At 63.1% G+C, this 18,290-nt stretch carries 14 protein-coding genes and 2 pseudogenes; 10 read left to right on the top strand and 6 right to left on the bottom strand.

Translation table 11 applies throughout. From position 1 onward, the window contains the following. A pseudogene (locus B3H65_RS07490) lies at nucleotides 1-388 on the bottom strand (preprotein translocase subunit SecA); the annotation flags it as partial. 255 nt (nucleotides 389-643) lie between these two features. Next, nucleotides 644-1,174: a hypothetical protein gene (locus B3H65_RS07485; protein ID WP_286684743.1), complete on the bottom strand. Its 531-nt coding sequence runs from the start codon at nucleotides 1,172-1,174 to the stop codon at nucleotides 644-646. 403 nt (nucleotides 1,175-1,577) lie between these two features. Here B3H65_RS07485 and B3H65_RS07480 point away from each other — a divergent pair, with 403 nt between their 5' ends. Beyond that, the gene (locus B3H65_RS07480; protein WP_286684742.1) at nucleotides 1,578-2,072 is read left to right on the top strand and encodes a pyridoxamine 5'-phosphate oxidase family protein; all 495 of its coding nucleotides are present in this window, start codon (nucleotides 1,578-1,580) and stop codon (nucleotides 2,070-2,072) included. A gap of 169 nt (nucleotides 2,073-2,241) precedes the next feature. Here B3H65_RS07480 and rpmE read toward each other — a convergent pair whose 3' ends face one another. Then, entirely contained in the window at nucleotides 2,242-2,661 is a 420-nt protein-coding gene (gene rpmE, locus B3H65_RS07475; protein ID WP_117679674.1) for a 50S ribosomal protein L31, read from the bottom strand. A gap of 327 nt (nucleotides 2,662-2,988) precedes the next feature. On the opposite strand from rpmE, the gene B3H65_RS07470 reads away from it, so the two are divergent. The 5 genes from B3H65_RS07470 (at nucleotide 2,989) to B3H65_RS07450 (ending at nucleotide 7,638) form a co-directional block, all read left to right on the top strand. Beyond that, a complete protein-coding gene (locus B3H65_RS07470) occupies nucleotides 2,989-3,276 on the top strand; it encodes an ACT domain-containing protein (RefSeq protein ID WP_286684741.1) in 288 nt (95 codons plus the stop codon). A gap of 94 nt (nucleotides 3,277-3,370) precedes the next feature. Continuing rightward, entirely contained in the window at nucleotides 3,371-4,792 is a 1,422-nt protein-coding gene (locus B3H65_RS07465) for a citrate synthase (protein ID WP_286684740.1), read from the top strand. Nucleotides 4,793-4,963: 171 nt separating this feature from the next. Next, nucleotides 4,964-5,800 (top strand): HAD family hydrolase, encoded by an 837-nt coding sequence (locus tag B3H65_RS07460; RefSeq protein ID WP_286684739.1) that lies wholly within the window; start codon nucleotides 4,964-4,966, stop codon nucleotides 5,798-5,800. Between the two features lie 217 nt (nucleotides 5,801-6,017). After that, on the top strand, nucleotides 6,018-6,503 hold the full coding sequence (locus tag B3H65_RS07455) for an RNA polymerase sigma factor (RefSeq protein WP_286684738.1): 486 nt from the start codon (nucleotides 6,018-6,020) through the stop codon (nucleotides 6,501-6,503). Then, nucleotides 6,493-7,638, top strand: a complete 1,146-nt coding sequence (locus B3H65_RS07450; protein WP_286684737.1) for a hypothetical protein — start codon at nucleotides 6,493-6,495, stop codon at nucleotides 7,636-7,638. Before B3H65_RS07455 ends, B3H65_RS07450 begins: the two co-directional genes overlap by 11 nt. Nucleotides 7,639-7,834: 196 nt before the next feature. Here the strand turns inward: B3H65_RS07450 and B3H65_RS07445 are convergent, their stop codons facing one another. Next, nucleotides 7,835-8,632: an HAD family hydrolase gene (locus tag B3H65_RS07445; RefSeq protein WP_286684736.1), complete on the bottom strand. Its 798-nt coding sequence runs from the start codon at nucleotides 8,630-8,632 to the stop codon at nucleotides 7,835-7,837. 462 nt (nucleotides 8,633-9,094) lie between these two features. Here B3H65_RS07445 and B3H65_RS07440 point away from each other — a divergent pair. From B3H65_RS07440 to phnX, 4 genes and pseudogenes are all read left to right on the top strand, one after another. After that, nucleotides 9,095-9,885: pseudogene (locus B3H65_RS07440) on the top strand (ABC transporter ATP-binding protein). 14 nt (nucleotides 9,886-9,899) lie between these two features. Further along, nucleotides 9,900-12,101, top strand: a complete 2,202-nt coding sequence (locus B3H65_RS07435; RefSeq protein ID WP_286684734.1) for an ABC transporter substrate-binding protein — start codon at nucleotides 9,900-9,902, stop codon at nucleotides 12,099-12,101. A gap of 110 nt (nucleotides 12,102-12,211) precedes the next feature. After that, on the top strand, nucleotides 12,212-13,306 hold the full coding sequence (locus B3H65_RS07430) for a 2-aminoethylphosphonate--pyruvate transaminase (protein ID WP_286684733.1): 1,095 nt from the start codon (nucleotides 12,212-12,214) through the stop codon (nucleotides 13,304-13,306). Between the two features lie 47 nt (nucleotides 13,307-13,353). After that, nucleotides 13,354-14,124 (top strand): phosphonoacetaldehyde hydrolase, encoded by a 771-nt coding sequence (gene phnX, locus B3H65_RS07425; RefSeq protein ID WP_286684732.1) that lies wholly within the window; start codon nucleotides 13,354-13,356, stop codon nucleotides 14,122-14,124. 523 nt (nucleotides 14,125-14,647) lie between these two features. Here the strand turns inward: phnX and tyrS are convergent. Both tyrS and B3H65_RS07415 read right to left on the bottom strand, forming a co-directional pair. Next, nucleotides 14,648-15,862 carry a tyrosine--tRNA ligase gene (tyrS, locus tag B3H65_RS07420; RefSeq protein WP_181973336.1) on the bottom strand — a complete coding sequence of 405 codons (1,215 nt, stop codon included), beginning with the start codon at nucleotides 15,860-15,862 and terminating at the stop codon, nucleotides 14,648-14,650. Between the two features lie 150 nt (nucleotides 15,863-16,012). Then, nucleotides 16,013-18,244: a peptidase U32 family protein gene (locus tag B3H65_RS07415; RefSeq protein ID WP_286684731.1), complete on the bottom strand. Its 2,232-nt coding sequence runs from the start codon at nucleotides 18,242-18,244 to the stop codon at nucleotides 16,013-16,015. Nucleotides 18,245-18,290: the final 46 nt, after the last annotated feature.

Raw genomic sequence — 18,290 nt, 5'->3', positions numbered from 1 at the left:
TGACGGTGACGATGTGCACGCCCTTGCCGGCGATAGCGTTGAGGTAGCCGGCGAGCGTGGAAACCAGGGTCTTGCCCTCGCCCGTCTTCATCTCGGCGATGTGGCCCTCGTGCAGCGCCATGGCGCCGATCAGCTGGACGTCGAAGTGACGCATGCCCAGCACGCGCTTGGACGCCTCGCGGGTGACGGCGAAGGCCTCGGGAAGCATGGAATCGAGCGACTCGCCGTTGGCGTAGCGCTCGCGGAACAGGTCCGTCTGCTTTTTGAGCTCCTCCTCGTCCATCTTCTCATAGGTGGGCTCGAGGGCGTTGATCTTATCAACCAGCTTGTAGTAGCGCTTGAGATCTTTATCAGAGCCAAACGAAAGCAGCTTAGAAACGAATCCCATGTGGTTTCCTCTTCAATGATCCTCACCCGTGCGATACGGGCTGACGTGGGTCGAAGCGGGCCCCAAAGGTCGGACGGGCGCGCTGCGTTCCACGGTAGATACTCAGACGACCATAACTCTAACCATTTGCCCGCGCATTCCATCGGTTAATGTGAGCGAACACGTAGAAACCACGGCGCTCCCCCTCATGCGAGGAAGCGCCGTGGTCTCACGTCATCGGCAAATAGCGGACGAGCAGCTCGGCGCCAATAACCCTTATGCCAGCGTGCCTGTCCTGCGCGATGCCTTGAGCAGGCGTGCGAGGTTGATCAGGAATCCCACGCCCGCGCCAAAGAGCGCGATGCCCAATCCGGTGTAGAACGAGGCGATGAACCAGCTGGGAACCAGCGAGAAGGCGCGCAGCGAGATACCAGCCGTCATCATGACCGCCATGATGACGAATGCCTGGCGGTCGAAGAAGCGCCAAAACGGCTGGCGCGCGTTGCCGTAGCCCACGATGCGGTCGGTATGCTTGCCCAGCAGCTTGGAGAAGATGCGGGTCCAAAAGACCAGGAACACGGCGACGCTGCCCGCGAGCAGGCCCGCGATCAGCAGCGCGCCCGACTGCTCGGCGTAGGCGAGCAACCCGATGCGGACGATGTTGAAGCCCGCGGCGCACCACACAAACCCCGCGATGCCCAGCAGAACCTCTTTGGTCACGTAGAAAGCCTTAGGGCTCATGGAGTTCTCGATCTCGACGACGCGCGCCCCGGCGGAACGCGCCTGTTTCTCAGTATTGTTGCTCATGGGGGCCTCCCTTGTATACGCATGTGGACGATGGCCGGCAGCGCCCCACCCGCCTGCCTCGCGGTCAGGCCACGGCCGATTCCTACTCGTCCAAATAATGAACTATGTTCAACTGAACGCCGTTCATACTATTCCCGAGCGGAGTATCCCACAAGCACCCCATGCAAACGTCTACACATGTACACGGTTTGCGCACATCTGCGTGCGGCTCCCACACCACGGAAGAGCAACCAACATGCGGGTTTAGAAAGACGCATGATAAGGAAACGCGAAGTGCGAGTACTCAGACACGGGCGCCGCCCTGATACTATGGTGTGGTTCGAAAAAAAGCGCCCGCCCGCGCCCCACCGCGCCCCGCGCGGATGAACCCATGCGTGGGCGGACCGGCCAAGGAGGCTCCATCATGAGGTTGTCGAAACGCGAGGTTACGGATATCGCCAAACTGCGAGAAATCCTTGAAGCATGCAAGACGGTCCGCATCGCGTGCGTTGATGACCAGGGGCTCTTCATAGTCCCCATGAGCTTTGGTTTTGAACTCGATGATGAAACGCGCCATTTGAGCCTGTGGCTGCATTCTGCCGGCGAAGGCCGCAAGGCCGCCGCATGGAAGAGTGCGGGCAACGCCGGCTGCCCCGTCGCCATAGAGATGGACATCGAGGACGGCGTGATCTCCGGCGAGCACGCCTGCGACTATTCGTTCGCGTATCGCAGCATCATGGGAACCGGCACGCTCCGGCCTGTCACCAGCGGCGAAGACAAGGTCTACGGCCTCGACCTCATCATGGAGCACCTGGCGCCGGACGCCCCCACCGCCTACGGCCCGGGTATCATCGACCGCACGCACGTGTGGCGCATCGACGTAGACGAGTTCACGGGCAAGGCGCGCACGCACATATAGGACGATCGCCCCCACCGACGACGGCAGGGCGACGATGCGCGAAAGGGTCGTTCACGTCGCCCAGACAGCTGCGCTCGCGCCGCCAACAAACATCGATTGAGCAAAAAAGAAACCCCGCACCGAGCTTCAAACTCGATACGGGGTTTTCAATGCCTGTTACAGCGAGGTGCTACTCGGCAGCAGCCTCGGTCTCGGCGGTCTCGGCAACCTCAGCCTCAGCTGCGGGAGCCTCGGCGGCCTTCTTGGCAGCCTCAGCAGCGAACTTCTCAGCACGCTTGGCCTTCTCGGCGGCCTTGGCCTCGCGCTCGGCGGCCTTCTTGGCAGCAGCCTCAGCGGCAGCAGCAGCCTTGGCGGCCTTCTTGGCGGCCTCGCGCTCGAGGGCGGCCTGAGCGGCGCCACCGAACTTGTCGGCGAAGCGCTGGACGCGTCCACCGGTGTCGACGAACTTCTGCTGGCCGGTGTAGAACGGGTGGCACTCGTTGCAAAGTTCGACGGTGATCTCGGGCTTGGTCGAGCGGGTCTTGAAGGTGTTGCCGCAGGAGCAGCGCACCGTGCACTCGACGTACTCGGGATGGATACCTTGTTTCATGGCAGGGCTCCTCTTATTACTCGCGTTCTGGTTACCGACCAGAACTAAGGGGTGCCTTGGTTTCCGACCAAGGCAAAACAGCCTTGCTAGTCTACCACAGGCGAACCCTTATGCACGAGAACTACAAATTGCAGCAATTCTCGCGGCCGACCGCGCCCGCGACCCCGTGACATCCCTGTAATACTCACGGTTATCCAACAGGTGACGCAAAACACACGCTACAATGGTGAACACTGTACCAAGTCAAAGTGCGCGCAGCCGCTCGAGCGCGGGCACGCGGCGCCCGCGATAGGCAGGCGGCGTCGCATCAACCAGAAGGGTCCCACCATGGCACAGACCGATTCCCATCGCATCGTCATCACCGTCCTTGGCAAGAACCGCGCCGGCATCGTCGCCGCGATCTCCAAGATCCTGGGCGAGGCCAACGTCGACATCCGCGACATCACCCAGAGCATCATCGAGGACATCTTCACCATGACCATGCTGGCCGATATGTCCGAGAGCCCCACGGACTTCACCGCCCTGCAGGAGGCCCTGGCCGCCGGCGGCGAGGCGGTGGGCGTCACTGTCACCATCCAGCGCGAGGACGTCTTCAACTTCATGTATCGACTCTAGTCGCTCTCCGCGACCTCGATGCCGCGCCGTCGCCCCGCACCGCGCCGGCGGCCCCGCGGCATCGACGCATCCCCCTGCGAATAGGAGGCACCCCATGGCTTACACCACGCAAAACATCTACTACCGCTTCGACGATGCGCTGAGCCGCTTGGTCATCGACTATGAAGCGAGCCGCCAGGTCTCCCCCGAAAGCGAGCGCCTCTACCACGGTGCCCCTAGCGAGCCCTATGACGAAAGCCTCTACAAAGAGCACGACGTCAAGCGCGGCCTGCGCAACGCGGACGGTTCCGGCGTGGTGGCCGGCCTCACCCGCATCTGCGACGTCCACGGCTACAACATCGTGGACGGCAAGCTGGTTCCGGACGAGGGCAAGCTGACGCTTCGCGGTTACAGCATCGAGGACCTTATCAATAGCTCGCAGGCGGAGGGCCGCTTTGGTTACGAAGAGGTCGCCTACCTGCTCATCACCGGCGCCCTGCCCAACGTAGACGAGCTCGCGGACTTCCAGGCGCGCCTGGGCGCATACCGCCACATCTCCGATGGCTACGTGGCGCAGTTCCCCATCACCACGGTCTCCAGCTCCATCATGAACGTGCTCATGCGCGCCGTGCTGCTGCTGTACGCCTTCGATGCCGAGCCGGACAACATCTCGCCCGAGCACGAGATCGACGTCGCCGTCTCCATGCTCTCCCGCCTGCCGCGCATCGCCGCCATGGCCCATGCGCTCGCGATCGCCCGCCAGCAGGGCCGCCGCGCGCTCATCCCCACGCCCGACCCCAAGCTCTCCACAGCGGAAACTATCCTGCAGGTGCTTCACGGGGACGACAACTTCACCCGCGGCGAAGCCATGCTGCTCGACGTCATGCTCATGCTCCACGCCGAGCACGGCGGCGGCAACAACTCCACCTTCGCCTGCCGCGTGCTGTCCAGTTCCGCCACGGACGCCTACTCCGCCTACGCTTCGGCGATCGGCTCCCTCAAGGGCCCGCGCCACGGCGGAGCCAACTCCAAAGTGGTGCACATGCACGAGGATATCCGCAACCACGTCAAAAACTGGGACAACGACGACGAGATCGCGGCCTATCTCGAGAAGATCCTGCGCCGCGAGGCCTTCGACGGCTCCGGCCTCATCTACGGCATGGGGCATGCCGTCTACACCCTCTCGGACCCGCGCGCCAAGATCTGCCGCCACTACGCAGAAGCGATTGCGGACGAGAAGGGTCTGGGCGACGAGTTCCGCCTGATCGAGAGCGTCGAGCGTCTGGCGCCCCAAGTTATGCGCGATGTGCGCGGCACTTCCAAGCCCATCTGCGCCAACATCGATTTGTATACCGGCTTCATCTACAGCATGCTCGGCATCCCGCAGACGCTTTTCACGCCTATGTTCGCCGTCGCCCGCACCGCCGGCTGGGCTGCCCACCGCATGGAAGAGCTCTTTGGCGCGCACCGCATCATCCGCCCGGCATACAACACCGTTTACGACGATATGGAATACGTGCCCCTAAGCCAGCGCTAGCCGCGCGAGCTCCACCGCCTTCGCCGCGACGCCGCGTCGACCAGAGCCCGCAGGCGCCTCGCGCGCGTTAAACATCTCCGTCAAAATCCATAAGCCCGCCCTCACGATGTATCCTGTGAGGGCGGGCTTTTTGCCTAAAACCTTGTAAGCGCTAAACCGGGGAGTTCACCCATGATCTTCTTTTCAGATATGGACAGCACGTTTCTCACCTCCACCAAGCAGGTGAGCGACATGGGCTGGCGAGCCCTTGACGCGCTGGCGGCGGCAGAAATCGAGTTCGTCCCCTGCACGGGTCGCCCGCTCTCCGGCATCCCCGCAGAGGTGCTCGCCCACCCGTCCGTGCACTACGCCGTAAGCGCAAACGGCGCCGTGGCAGCCAAACTCGATGCGGAGAGCCCCCAGAACACCGATCTCGCAACCGTGATCTACAGCGCGCCGCTCTCCCGCGAGAAGGCCCTGGCCGTTCACCAGATCGCCCGCGATTACGACGTTACCTTCGACCTCTTCGCCGACGGCGGCTGCCTGCTGCGCCGCGACCTCTATAACCGTTTGGACGAGTTCATGCCGGATCCCTTTATCCTGCAATCCATGCGCACCACGCGCACGCCCGTGGACGAGGAACCCGAGCAGACCATCCAGCGCGTCGATGTGCTGGAGCGCGTGGCGATGTACTGGAAGGACTCAGCGGATCGCGACGCAATCCTAGCGCGCCTACGCTCCGTGGACGGCATCGAGATCACACGCTCCTATCCCCAAAACATCGAGGTCATGGAAGCAGGCACCTCCAAGGGCACCGCGATGACCTGGCTCTGCGGACACCTTGGCATCGACCCCTCAAAGGCCACGTGCTTTGGCGACAACCACAACGACATCTCCATGCTCGAGCTCGCCGGCTGCGGCGCGGCAGTCTGCAACGCAGAGCGCGAGGTCCGCGACGCCGCCGACGTCATCTTGGCCAGCAACGACGAGGACGGCGTTCCCGCCTACATACTCTCCTGCGTGGGATAACAGTCATTCCATACATCGCTGGGCAACCCCGTTGAATCCGCCGGCACTAGCTACGGAAATGCGTTCGGCACGCTTCGCGCGCCTCAGAGCTTTTCCATAGATAGTGCCGGCAAGCTTTTTCAGGACAGCATGAAACATGTGGGCGCCTTCAAACGTAGATTGGTTGAGGATCCTTACAAGCAACGCACACGACCAAGCGAAGGGAGGGCCCGCCATCATGGACGCAACAGAGCTGAAAGACGTCATGGGTCGCTACCGCGACCTGGTATACCGTATCGCCTACACCTACCTGCGCAACCCCGCGGACGCGGACGATGTCACGCAAGACGTCTTTGTCCAAGTCATGAGGTGCGACGTCGCCTTTGAGAGCGATGAGCACGTCCGCCGCTGGCTGGCGCGCGTCGCCATCAACCGCTGCAAATCGCTCTTTCGCATGTCTTGGCGCTGGATCGAAAACATCGACGACCATGCGCGGACGCTATCTATACCTGACAAGCAAGAGGTCCGCGAAGTGCTCGCCGCGTTGCTGGCGCTACCGGAAAAGTACCGCGTGCCTTTGGTCCTGTATTACTACGGAAGATTTTCGACCAACGAGGTCGCCGCGTTACTCAAGATTCCCCCGGCAACTGCCAGAACCCGCCTTCCACGCGGGCGCGCCAAGCTAAAAGCCGATTATCTGGAGGATGATCGCCATGAGGAGTAACAAGATCGACAAGGCCATGCACACGCTGCATGCATCGGACGATCTCTATGACCGCGTGGTCGCCGAGTCGCGGGAACGCGCGGAGAAGGGCCACGGACACGGGGTCCCCAAGCCCGGACGGTTGGCCCTACGCTCCATCCCCGTGGTCGCAGCCATAGGTATCGCGATCGCCGCTATGGGAGGCATCGCAGTGAGCGCCGTTTCGAACTCGGAGTTCTTCGCTAAGGCATTCGCGCCACGCGGCGACAACGGATCCAGCCAAGTCGCCTGGGATGCCATCGGAGGCGCAGACGATTCGAAAAGGATCCCATGCAAGCAGGAATATCGCGTGATAGCCGCGGAAGACGTCATATCAGACATGGAGAATGAGGTCGAGGCTGTGGGCATACAACTGCACGCCTGGGGCTATACCATGACCATTAGGGATATGATTGCGGATGAGAACGGCTGCGGCGTGGTGCGCTTCTCCCTTGACAACCCAGACGGCCTGCACCTTGCCATGCAATACGGGTCTACAAATGAAATTATCTTTGATGGATCGAACGACTGCTACGTGGGCGGTATGTACATGGAGTGCGCAAACGGCGTAGACCTCAATACGTACTCGTTCTATGACGAAGAAACGCTTAGCGATACCCATCTCGATGGCACCATGTACTTCACTCCCATTGACGACATAGACCGAGCTGATGACGAGACCCCCGGAGCAGCCACCGTTATGAGCGGTGTGAAATGGTATCTAAACGAACTGCAGGAAGGCAAGGTCTACAGCGAGGTCTTCACCCCAAGCGGTCTATTGGAAACGCGTGAATTTCGCGATCAGCAAAGCGACAATACCTGCTATATAAGCCCCTTCAGCATCTGGCTCAAAGACCATTACGGAATCAGAGAATCGCTAAAGCTGAACCTCTCCGACGGGTCATCGTGGACAATCCTGGAGGATGAGCTACTCAACGAGGAGGGCGTCAGCATCTTCAACACCTACGTGCAGTCAGGCGTTGATTCCCATCCAGATGCACCAGGAGATGTACTGGTAATGAGTGGGCTGGTTGACCCGGAGCAGGTGAGCAGCATCACAAGCATCAAGCTTGAAGACACCTCGACCAGCGAGCGCACGTATCTACCCACAAGCTAGCCAGCGAATACGCACGCTACCCACCTGGCAGGCAAGGCGAGACGCATCCTTCACAGCAACAGACCCGCCGGCCTTTATCTAAGGAAATGCTCTGAGGCGCGCGAAGCGCACCGAACGCATTTCCGTGATAAAGGCCGGCGGGCCCTTCCGTGCACAAAGGACTTCTCGCAGGAATCCTCGTCCACCTACGCCGCCGCTACGCTTCCGCCGCCTCCAGCAGCTTGCGCATCTCCCGCTGCACCGCCTGCTCGTAGTTGTAGCCCACCACGCGGTCGGCAACGGCTCGCAGGGCGGGGCGACCGTTGGCCATGGCGCAGCCGACGCCCACAAAGCGGATGGCTTCGTAATCGTTCATGGAGTCGCCAAACGCCATGACCTCCTCGCGGGCGATACCGTAGTGATCCATCAACTCGGCCACGCCCGTCGCCTTGTTCACATGCGGCTGCATGGCGTCGATCCACGCGTTGCCCGAGGGCGCGAACACAAACTCGTCCCCCAGCTCGCGGGTAAGCACGTAAGCGTTGTCCATCACGTTGCCGTCATCGCAGAAAATCGACGCCTTGATGATGTTCACGCCCGCGTCCGGCAGCTCCCAGATGCGCTCGGCGTTGGGCAGGTCCTTGTCGATCTCGCGCACGAACTTGCACTCATCGTCCATGAGGTAGGACTTGGTGCGGTCGAACAGGGCCAAGTGCATGTTGTCGAACATCGCCACCGTGCGGGCAAGGCGCTTGATGGACAGGTGCGAGTAGACCTCGCGACCCACCTGCCGGCCCTCCACGTAGACCTGCGCGCCGTTGGATGCCACAAAATCCATCTTGTCCTTCACCGGGGCGAAGAACTGGCACAGGCGGTCGTAGCGGCGACCGGACGACGCGGCGAAATGGATCCCCTTCTCGCGCAGCGCTAGGATAAGGTCGAAGGTCTCCGGCGGCACCTCGCCGTTCTCGTCCAAAAGCGTGCCGTCCATGTCGGACGCGATCAGCTTGATCATGTGAACTCCCCCTTGTAGGGTCTCTTGCGGATACAGACGAACCGGCGGCGCTTATCGAAGCACCGGTGGCGGCGCGCCCCAATACGTTGCTGGTACCCATCTGGCGCGCGAGGCGTCCGGCGTTTGCGTTTTAGGACGAGAATCCCGCGGATATCCTTACGTCTCGGCAGCGTCCTTGCAGACGCGTGACGTTACGGCCCCATCCCTTGCCCATACCTTACAAACGGCTTTCAGTCCCATAAATCGCCGCTCCGATAATCGATATCGCCTTGCCGCGTTTCCCGCAACTCAGACCCGAGCTAGACCCGGGGCCCTGCAAACGCGACCTCCCACGGCCATGGCTCGCAATTATTTCGCGCTCACCCGCGCGCCCGCGTACCCATACACCGGTCCCCCGCTCACGGGGCACCCATGCGCTCGCGGCGCGCCTGCTAGAAGGCCGATCGACCAGGGGGGGGCTTTATGCTCGAACTCAAGCATGTCGGCAAGACGTATGCGGACCACCGCGTCTTGGACGACATCAACCTCGCCATCGAGGACGGACAGATCGTCTCGGTGCTGGGACCGTCCGGCGGCGGCAAGACCACGCTGCTCAACATCTTGCTCGGCATCACGGACGCCACGGACGGCCAGATTTTGTGGAACGGCGACGACATCACGCACACGCCATGGAGAAGCGCGGCTTCAACATCGTCTTTCAGGATTACGCCCTATTCCCCAACCTCAACGCCTATGACAACATCACCTATGGGCTTCGCAACAACCCCGGCGTCTCCACGGACGAGGAAGTGGCCGAGATGATCTCGCTGCTTGGTTTGGAAGAGCACCTCTATAAGCGCATCTCGCAGCTCTCCGGCGGGCAGAAGCAGCGCGTCGCCCTGGCGCGCACCCTGGTGGTCAAGCCGCGCGTCCTGCTACTGGACGAACCCCTCTCCGCGCTGGACGGCGTCATCAAGGAGTCCATCAAGCGCAAGATCATGCAGATAGTGGAGCAGTACAACCTCACCACCATCATGGTCACGCACGACCCGGAAGAAGCGCTCACCATGAGCGACCGCGTCCTCATCTTGAAGGACGGCCGCATCGCCCAGTTCGCCGCGCCGCAGGATATCATCCAGCGCCCTTCCAGCCAGTTTATCTGCGACTTTATCCTTCGCCAGCTCGCCATCAAGCGCGACAACATCTACGCGCTCTTTGGCGAGGGCGGCCCTTCCGCCGCCCGCTCTCCCCTTGCCGCCGCGGACGTCGCATAAGACGGAGGGCCCTCATGACAATTCAGCAATCCTCGCTGCGCGGGCGCCTCGCCCGCGGCACCTCCCTCTCGTCCGAAAAGGAGCTTCGCGCGATCCTGGTCTTGGTGACCGCGTTCTTCTGCGCATTCCTAGCCCTGCCGGCAGCCCTGGTCCTTATCCGCTCCCTTACCGGGGCAGACGGCGGCGCCTCGCTGGGCAACTACGCAGCCACCTTCGCCGATCCGGATTTTCTCGCCAGCATAGCCAACAGCCTCACCGTTTCCTGCGCCTCCGCGTTGATCGCCACGGGCCTTGCGTTCTTGCTCTCCTACACGGTCAACTGCACCAACGTGCCCGCGCCGTTAAAACGCGCCATCGGCCTTTTGGCCCAGCTGCCCATGCTGCTGCCCACCATAACCTACGGCTTCGCCATCATCTACACCTTTGGACGCCAGGGCCCGCTCACCCGAGCCCTGGGCTTTCAGGCATTCGACATCTACGGCTTCAACGGCCTGCTCATGGGCTACGTCATCTATACGCTGCCCACCGCGTTTCTACTGATCGACAACAGCTTTCGCTTCATCGATAAGCGCTACCTCATCGTGAGCCGCGTCATGGGCGACTCGCCCGCGCAGACCTTTGCACGCACCATCGTGAGGCCGCTGGCCGGCGCCTTGTGCGTGGCGTTTATCCAGTCGTTCTTCCTGGCATTTACCGACTATGGCATCCCCACCTCCGTGGGTGGACAGTACAACGTTACCAAGATGAACGCCAGCTGGGAGACCACGGCGCGCCTTATGGGCGACTCCTGGATCAAGACCATCCTGCGCGTGGTCACGCCCAACGCCTGGCCCACGCTGCTGCAGGTGTTTGGCTACTACTTTGTCTCGTCCATGGTCACCATCTCCGCCGTGGTGTTTCTCACCAGCGCCCGCACCATGGTGGTCACCACCAAGATCTCCGCGCTGCAGCACGTGGCGGATTTCGACTCCATCTTCGCGCTGTCGCTTGCGATCCTGGTGCTCAACCTGGGTGTTAAGGGTATAACCGCGCTGCTTACCCAGGCAAGCGGCGCGCGAACCGCCCGCAAGTCGATCCGGATGCGCGGCACGGGCCGCTCCGACGTCACCGTGGCGGCTCGCCTGCTGGGGCATCCCGACCGCGTGAGCAACCGCGGGCTTGCCGCTGCGGCGGCGGGCGTGGCGCTCATCTTGGCGATCAGCGTCTTCGCGGGCGCCGGCGGCGCAGGCGTGGGCGGCGCTGCAGCAGGCGGCAGCCCGGCAGGGGGCGGCGGCGCTGCGTCAAGCGCGGGCTCCGGGGGCAGCCAGGTGATCATCTACTCCAACGCCGACCAAGAGGCACTGGACGCCTACAGGACCGCGCTGGATAAAAACGGCTACGCCGGCGACTACATCATCCAAGCGTTTGGCACCAGCGAGCTAAGCGGTAAACTGGCGGCGGAAGGGTCTGCCATCGAGGCGGACGTGATCACCATGTCCTCCTATTACATCGATAGCGCCCAGGCCAACAGCCACATGTTCGCCGACCTCGTGCAGGTGCAGTCCACTCCGCTCGACACCGCCACCCCCGCCTGGCGCGCGCCCGTGCAGGCGCAGGAGGGCGCGATCTTCTACAACACCCAGGTGCTCGCAAGCGAGGGCCTGCCCGTGCCCGGCAGCTTTAAGGACCTTGCCGACCCCGTCTACCGGGGCATGGTTTCCGTTCCCGACATCTCCGGGTCGTCCACCGGCTGGCTGATGATCCAGGCGATCATGGACGCCTATGGGGACGAGGAAGGCACGGAGATCTTGACGGGCATCTACCGCAACGCCGGGCCCTACCTATCGCAATCCGGCTCCGCGCCCATCAAGAACGTGCGCGCCGGCGAGGTGGCCATCGGCTTTGGCCTGCGCCACCAAGCCCTATCCGATCGCGCGAGCGGCCTGCCCATCGAGGTAGTGGAGCCGCGGGAGGGCACCTACTCGCTGACGGAATCCGTAGCGGTGGTCGACCATAACGAAGGCGTCAACCCGTTGGCGCAAGAGATCGCCGCCGTGATAGTCGACAGCGGACGCAAGCGCTTGATGAACACCTACCCCAAGCCGCTCTACCAAGGGGAGGCTCCCCGCGAGAACTCCTCGTCCAACCCCAAGGAATGGCCCGACGCCCTGACCGTCCCGCTGCTAGAAATACACAAAGAGGTATCCGAGCGGTGCCGACGCGCCGCAGCGGAATAGCCGCGCAGCCACGCCTCGTGCATAAATCCTTGTCCAAAAACACAGACACATTCACAACGCGCAGAACGCACGCAAAAACAAAAACGCGAAAACAGAAAGGAAATCCGCGCATGAAAACCTACAAGCTTCTCACCCCCGGACCGCTGACCACCACCATGAGCGTTAAAGAGCAGATGCTGTTTGACCACTGCACCTGGGACGACGATTACAAGCAGATCACCCAGTGGATCCGCGCCGAGCTGGTGCGCATCGCCAACTGCTCGCCTGAGACCTATACCGCCGTGCTGATGCAGGGCTCCGGCACGTTTGGCGACGAGGCCGTCCTCACCAGCGTGGTGGGCGACGACGAGAAGGTGCTCATCTGCTCTAACGGCGCCTACGGCGACCGCATGGTGGAGGTATGCCGCCACGCCCGCGTGCCGCATGCGGTGTACTCCGAGCCCTACAGCGACATTCCGCACGTGGAGCGCATCCGCGAGATGCTGGACGCAGACCCGGCGATCACCCACGTGTGCATGGTGCACTCAGAGACCACCACGGGCCTGCTGAACGACATCGCCCCGGTTGGCGAGCTGTGTCATGAGCGCGGGCTCACCTTTATTGTCGACGCCATGTCCAGCTTCGCCTGCGTGGAGATGCCCGTGGAGGACTGGCACATCGACTTCTTGGTGTCCAGCGCCAACAAGGGCATTCAAGGCGTGCCCGGATTCTCGTTCATCATCTGCCGCCGCGACAAGCTGGAGGCCAGCGCGGGCAAAGCGCGCAGCCTGTCGATGGACCTCTACGACCAGTGGGTCCCCATGGAGCGCGACGGCAAGTGGCGCTACACTTCGCCCACCCACGTGGTGCTGGCGTTTGCACAGGCCCTACGAGAGCTCGAGGAGGAGGGCGGCATCCCCGCTCGCGCCGCGCGCTACGCCGCCAACCAGCGCCTGCTGGCCCGGCGCATGGAGGCCATGGGCTTCAAAGCGTACCTGGACCACCATCAGGGACCCATCATCACCACGTTCTACTATCCGCAAGGCGCGACGTTTAGCTTTGCCGAGATGTATGACTACATCAAGGACCACGGCTACGTGCTGTACCCCGGCAAGCTCACGGACGAGGAGACGTTCCGCATGGGTAACATCGGCGAGATTTACGAAGAGGACATCATGAACGTCACCGACGCGCTCGCCGACTTCTTGGCGCAGCACAGCGCGTAGGAACGCGTGCCATCCGATACGACGCAACGATTGATGAGGAGATACACATGGTAGAGGCAGTGATTTTTGACTGGGCGGGAACCACGGTGGACTATGGGTGCTTTGCCCCGGTGCAAGCGTTTATCGAGACCTTCAAGGCGGCAGGCGTGGAGCCCACCATGGAGGAAACGCGCGAGCCCATGGGCATGCTCAAGATCGACCACATCCGCACCATGCTTGCAATGGACCGCATCGCCGCCGAATGGGAGCGCGTCCATGGCGCCGCCCCATGCGAGGACGACGTGCACGCTCTCTACGGCCCCTATGAGCAGCGCCTGTTATCGATCCTGCACGACTTCGCCGCGCCGAAGCCGCATGTGCTAGACGCCGTCACCCAGATTAGGGAGATGGGAATCTCCATTGGCTCGACCACGGGCTACAACGATAAGATGATGGCCATCGTGGTGCCCGCCGCGCGCGAGGCCGGGTATGAGCCCGATTTCATCATCACGCCGGACGCCGTGGACGGCCACGGCCGCCCCTACCCCTACATGATGTTCCGCAACATGGAGGCGCTGGGAGTTACCAACGCGCGCCGCGTTGCCAAGGTGGGCGACACCGTCTCAGACATTCGCGAAGGCAAGAACGCCGGCTGCATCTCTATCGGCGTTATCGAGGGGTCCTCTGAGATGGCGATGACGCACGACGAGTTCGAGGCGCTTGGCGCCGACGAGCAGGCGGACGCACGCGAGCGCGTCGCGTCCGTGTTCCGCGCGGCGGGCGCCGATGCCGTGATCGATACCTTCGCGGAGCTGCCCGCGCTTTTGCGCCAGCTGTAACGCATCGATCGCGGCGCGCGCCGTTCGCAGCTCCATTAGGACGCGGATGGCGCCCTTGCAAGGATTTCGCAACGCCCTGGAGTTCACTCTTTTCCGGGGCGTTTTTATACCGCGGCCGATCGGTATGGCAATTGAAACGCTTCAGGCGGGGACTTTTTGCTTTATACATGCCAGAAAGGGCCCCGCCAGCGCGCTTACCACCGCTGAAGTGCCTTTTTCTGCTGCCGTTTAGCGACACCTGTATTGCATCTTAGACAGAAACTCGATCAAAGACGGTCCATATGCGCCGCAACGGCACCGAGCCGCCTCGAAGGCAGGCTTGTAAGCCACCTGACAAGCGGAAACTTACCCGCCTCGTGGCACTTATTGACCAACCCGAAGGAGGACGGTTTCCAACGCTCCAAAACCCATGTATAAAACCGCACAATACAGACCGATACATGAATAAAGCCGGCAACCGGCCCCCTTACGGGAACCGATCGCCGGCTTATCTACGCTCTATGCCGCGCGGGCACGGGGGCTTTTAGGCCAAACGGGCGAACTTGCGCTTGCCAACCTGGAGCACCACGCCGCTCTTCAGGCATGCGGGATCGATGTTATAGCTCTTGGGAGCCACGGCCTCGCCGTCGATCTTGACGCCACCGCCGTCGATCAGGCGACGGGCCTCGCCGGCAGAAGGCGCTAGACCCGCATCCTTCAAAAGACCGGCAAGGTACACGGTGCCGTCCTCGCCGGGGGTGAGGTCAAGGGAGACCTCGGCGATATCCTCGGGAAGCTGGTTCTCCTTGAAGACGCGGTCGAACTCAGCCTCTGCCGCCACGGCGTCCTCGGCGGAGTGGTAGGTGGTGATGAGGTCGCGGGCGAGGGCGCGCTTGAGCTGGTAGGGATCGCCGGTGCCGTCCGCCAGGGAAGCCTCGATCGCCTCGACCTCGTCGAGGGACTTGGAGGAAGCCAGGCGATAGTACTTGGCGATCATCTCGTCCGGGATGGACATGGTCTTGCCAAACATGTCGGCAGGCGCATCGGTCAGACCGATGTAGTTGCCGTAGGACTTGGACATCTTACGGACGCCATCGGTGCCCTCGAGCAGCGGCATGGTGAGCGCGACCTGGGGCTCCATACCCGTCTTCTCCATGAGCTCGCGACCGGCAAGCAGGTTGAAGAGCTGGTCGGTACCGCCCATCTCCACGTCGGCGTTGATCATGACGGAGTCATAAGCCTGCATCACGGGGTAGAGGAACTCATGCAGGGCGATGGGTGTCTGGGACTGGTAGCGCTTGGTGAAGTCGTCGCGCTCCAGGATGCGGGCGACGGTGAACTTGCTCGCGACGGCCAGCAGCTCCTTCAGGCCCATGGGGAACATCCAGTCGCCGTTATGGACGATGGTGGTCTTCTCGGGGTCCAGGATCTTCATGGCCTGGGCGACGTAGGTCTCCGCGTTGGCCTCGACCTGCTCCTGGGAAAGCTGCGGACGGGTAGTGTTCTTGCCGGACGGATCGCCGATGGTGGCGGTGCCGTTGCCGATGATCAGGGTCACGCGATGGCCCAGGTCCTGGAACTGGCGCATCTTGCGCAGCGGCACGGCGTGGCCCAGGTGCAGGTCCGGGCTGGTGGGGTCGACGCCCAGCTTGATGTTCAGGGGCTCGCCCTTCTCAAGCTTCTTCTTGAGGTCGGCCTCGGGCACGATCTTCGCCGTGCCGGAGGTGATGATTCGCATCTGCTCGTCAACTGGCAACAAGACTCTGTCCTCCTGCTAAATCGAATAGCACCCTCGCCCGGCATACTCGCCAAAGGGGATTCGCGCCCCGCGGCGGTGCTTGAATACACAATTTGTTTAGTGTAGCCCACGCCGCGAATTATGCGGGTGAGCTTTCCAAAGATTCTTAACTCATCCCTCTTTTGCGCATGGCTCGACGCGAGAGCGAAGCCCGGTGAAGTCATACACCAGCCCCGCCACCCCTGCCGCGAGCAATCCGGGGACGTCGCGGGCGCGGTCGAGCGGCGCCTCGTCGAAGATGCGCGTCCTGCCCAGGGCGTCCACCGCCACCGGAAGCCTCGATCCGTCGCGCTCCACCAAAAGGCGCGGCGCCAGGCGCCGCGGGCAGGTCGGGCAGTCCCCGGAGCACGGGCCCTCGGCGGTGAGCACGCAGTGCTCGCACACCATCAGGCGCGCCTCTCCGTGCGCCCACACGGCGAGGTGGACCCCACCGGAAAGGGTCCGCGAGATCTCCTCAATGCGCTCCTCCCCCATCTCCTCGGGAAGCCATACGCACCGCGCGCCAAGACGGGACAGCTCTCGCACCGTCTCGCCGTTGGCGGCGGTCACGGGAGAGGCCACCTCAAAGGCGCATCCAGCTTCGCGCGTGTAGGCGACCTGCGTCAGGTTGCGGCACACCGTAAACGCGGCCCTGCGGCACAGGTCGCGCTGACGCCGGGCATCGCCTTCACGCGACACCTCGTCCAACACCACGCCCAGCGCCGGCACAAGTGGCGCCCATGCGTCGGCATCAGCCTCCAGCAGCCGGTGCTCAAACACCGCCGGCACCACGTCCAACACCTGCGGGCAACAGCTTAAAAGGGCGTCTGGATAACATCCATCGAGCAGGTCGGACGCCGCTTGGGGGTCGTCGACAATGCAGACGGCTCGCACCGCCGCGGCGTCGCAGGCCGCAGCGTCGCAGGCCGCGTCGCCCGCCTCCCCTCGCATGCTCGCCCCCTGGTTCTTGGACAAGGACCGCTCGGCGGCGCGATGGCCCGCGGCGTCATCGCGTCCAGAGGCAGGGTCCGGACCGGCGGCGCGCAGGGCGACCACCCTTTCGCGCGCTACCTCTATCAAGCGCTCGCTGCGGACAAGGTTGACCTGAGCGCCCACCTCGACCTTGCGCTTGCAGCGAACCCACACGCTATCGCCGTCTGCGGCATCAACCGGGGCGGGCACCATGGGCCAGCGCTTGGGCGCATCCTTGGCGGTGTTGGGCCCTGGTATAAAGCGCACCTCCAGCGTGTCGCCGGCGTCGACCGCGTCTTCAAATGCCACCAGCACCTCCTCATGCCGGCGGTCTATGACCCTGCCCACGCGCACGCCCTGGTTGCAAGAGCGCTCCCAACTCATAAGGTTCGCCCCGGCCCTTCCCGTCAAATAGCCGTCGGTGAACCCGCGGTTAAAGGAGCGCGCCAAGCGTCTGACGACCTTCGCGGTCGCGTCGGCAGCGTCGCTCCCGGCATCGCCGACGGCGGCATCCGTCGCATCCGTCGCGCCGGGGCCGCTCTCCGCGGCGTTCACGCGCGCCACCGCGGCATCCAGCGCCTCACGGTAGCACGAGACCACGTTGTAGACGTAATCCGGATTCTTCATGCGCCCCTCGATCTTGAGGGCCCCGACGCCCGAGCGGACCAGCTCGTCCAAATGCCCGGCAGACAGGTAGTCGCATGGGCACAGCAACAGGTCGCCGTCGCGCGCATCCACGCGCCGGCCCTCACCGTCTACCAGCCGGTAGGGCACGCGGCAGGGCTGGGTGCAATCACCGCGATTGGCCGAGCGGCCCCGCCGGCGCGCGGAAAACGAACACGCCCCCGCATAGCAAATGCAGATGGCGCCGTGGCAAAACGCCTCGATCTCGACGCCCGTCGCCGCCATGGCCCCAATCTCGTCCACCGTAAGCTCGCGACCGCACGTCACGCGCGACGCCCCCAGCTGCTCTGCGGCCAGCACGGCGCCCGCGGCGGCATGCACGCCCGCTTGGGTCGACAGATGGATCTCGACGTCCGGCACCTCCCTGCGCAGGCGGCGGCACAATCCTAAATCAGCCACAATCAAGGCATCGGCACCGGCGTCGAGCACGCGGCGGGCAAGGGCGACGCACTCCCCCAGCTCATCGTCGCGAACAAAGATGTTCATGGTCACGTAGACCCGCGCGCCCATCCCGTGCGCAACCTCGCACGCCCAGGCAAGCTCCTCGCAGGTCAAGTCATCTGCCGCGGCACGGGCGTTGAAGGCGCCGGCACCGGTGTAGACAGCGTCGGCGCCGGCATCCAGCGCGGCGAGAAAGGCGTCGAGCGTGCCGGCGGGCGCCAGCAGCTCCGGCGCGCGGTAGCGTATAGGTGTGGACGATGAGGCCATGTGGTGCGCGAACCTCCCCCTTGCACGGCGTATGCAGCGCGTCTGT

It is taken from the genome of Collinsella sp. UBA1693 (assembly GCF_002320115.1).
Taxonomy (GTDB): domain Bacteria; phylum Actinomycetota; class Coriobacteriia; order Coriobacteriales; family Coriobacteriaceae; genus Collinsella; species Collinsella tanakaei.
Note: the sequence above shows the minus strand (reverse complement) of the source record. Positions and strands in the feature narration are given on the sequence as shown.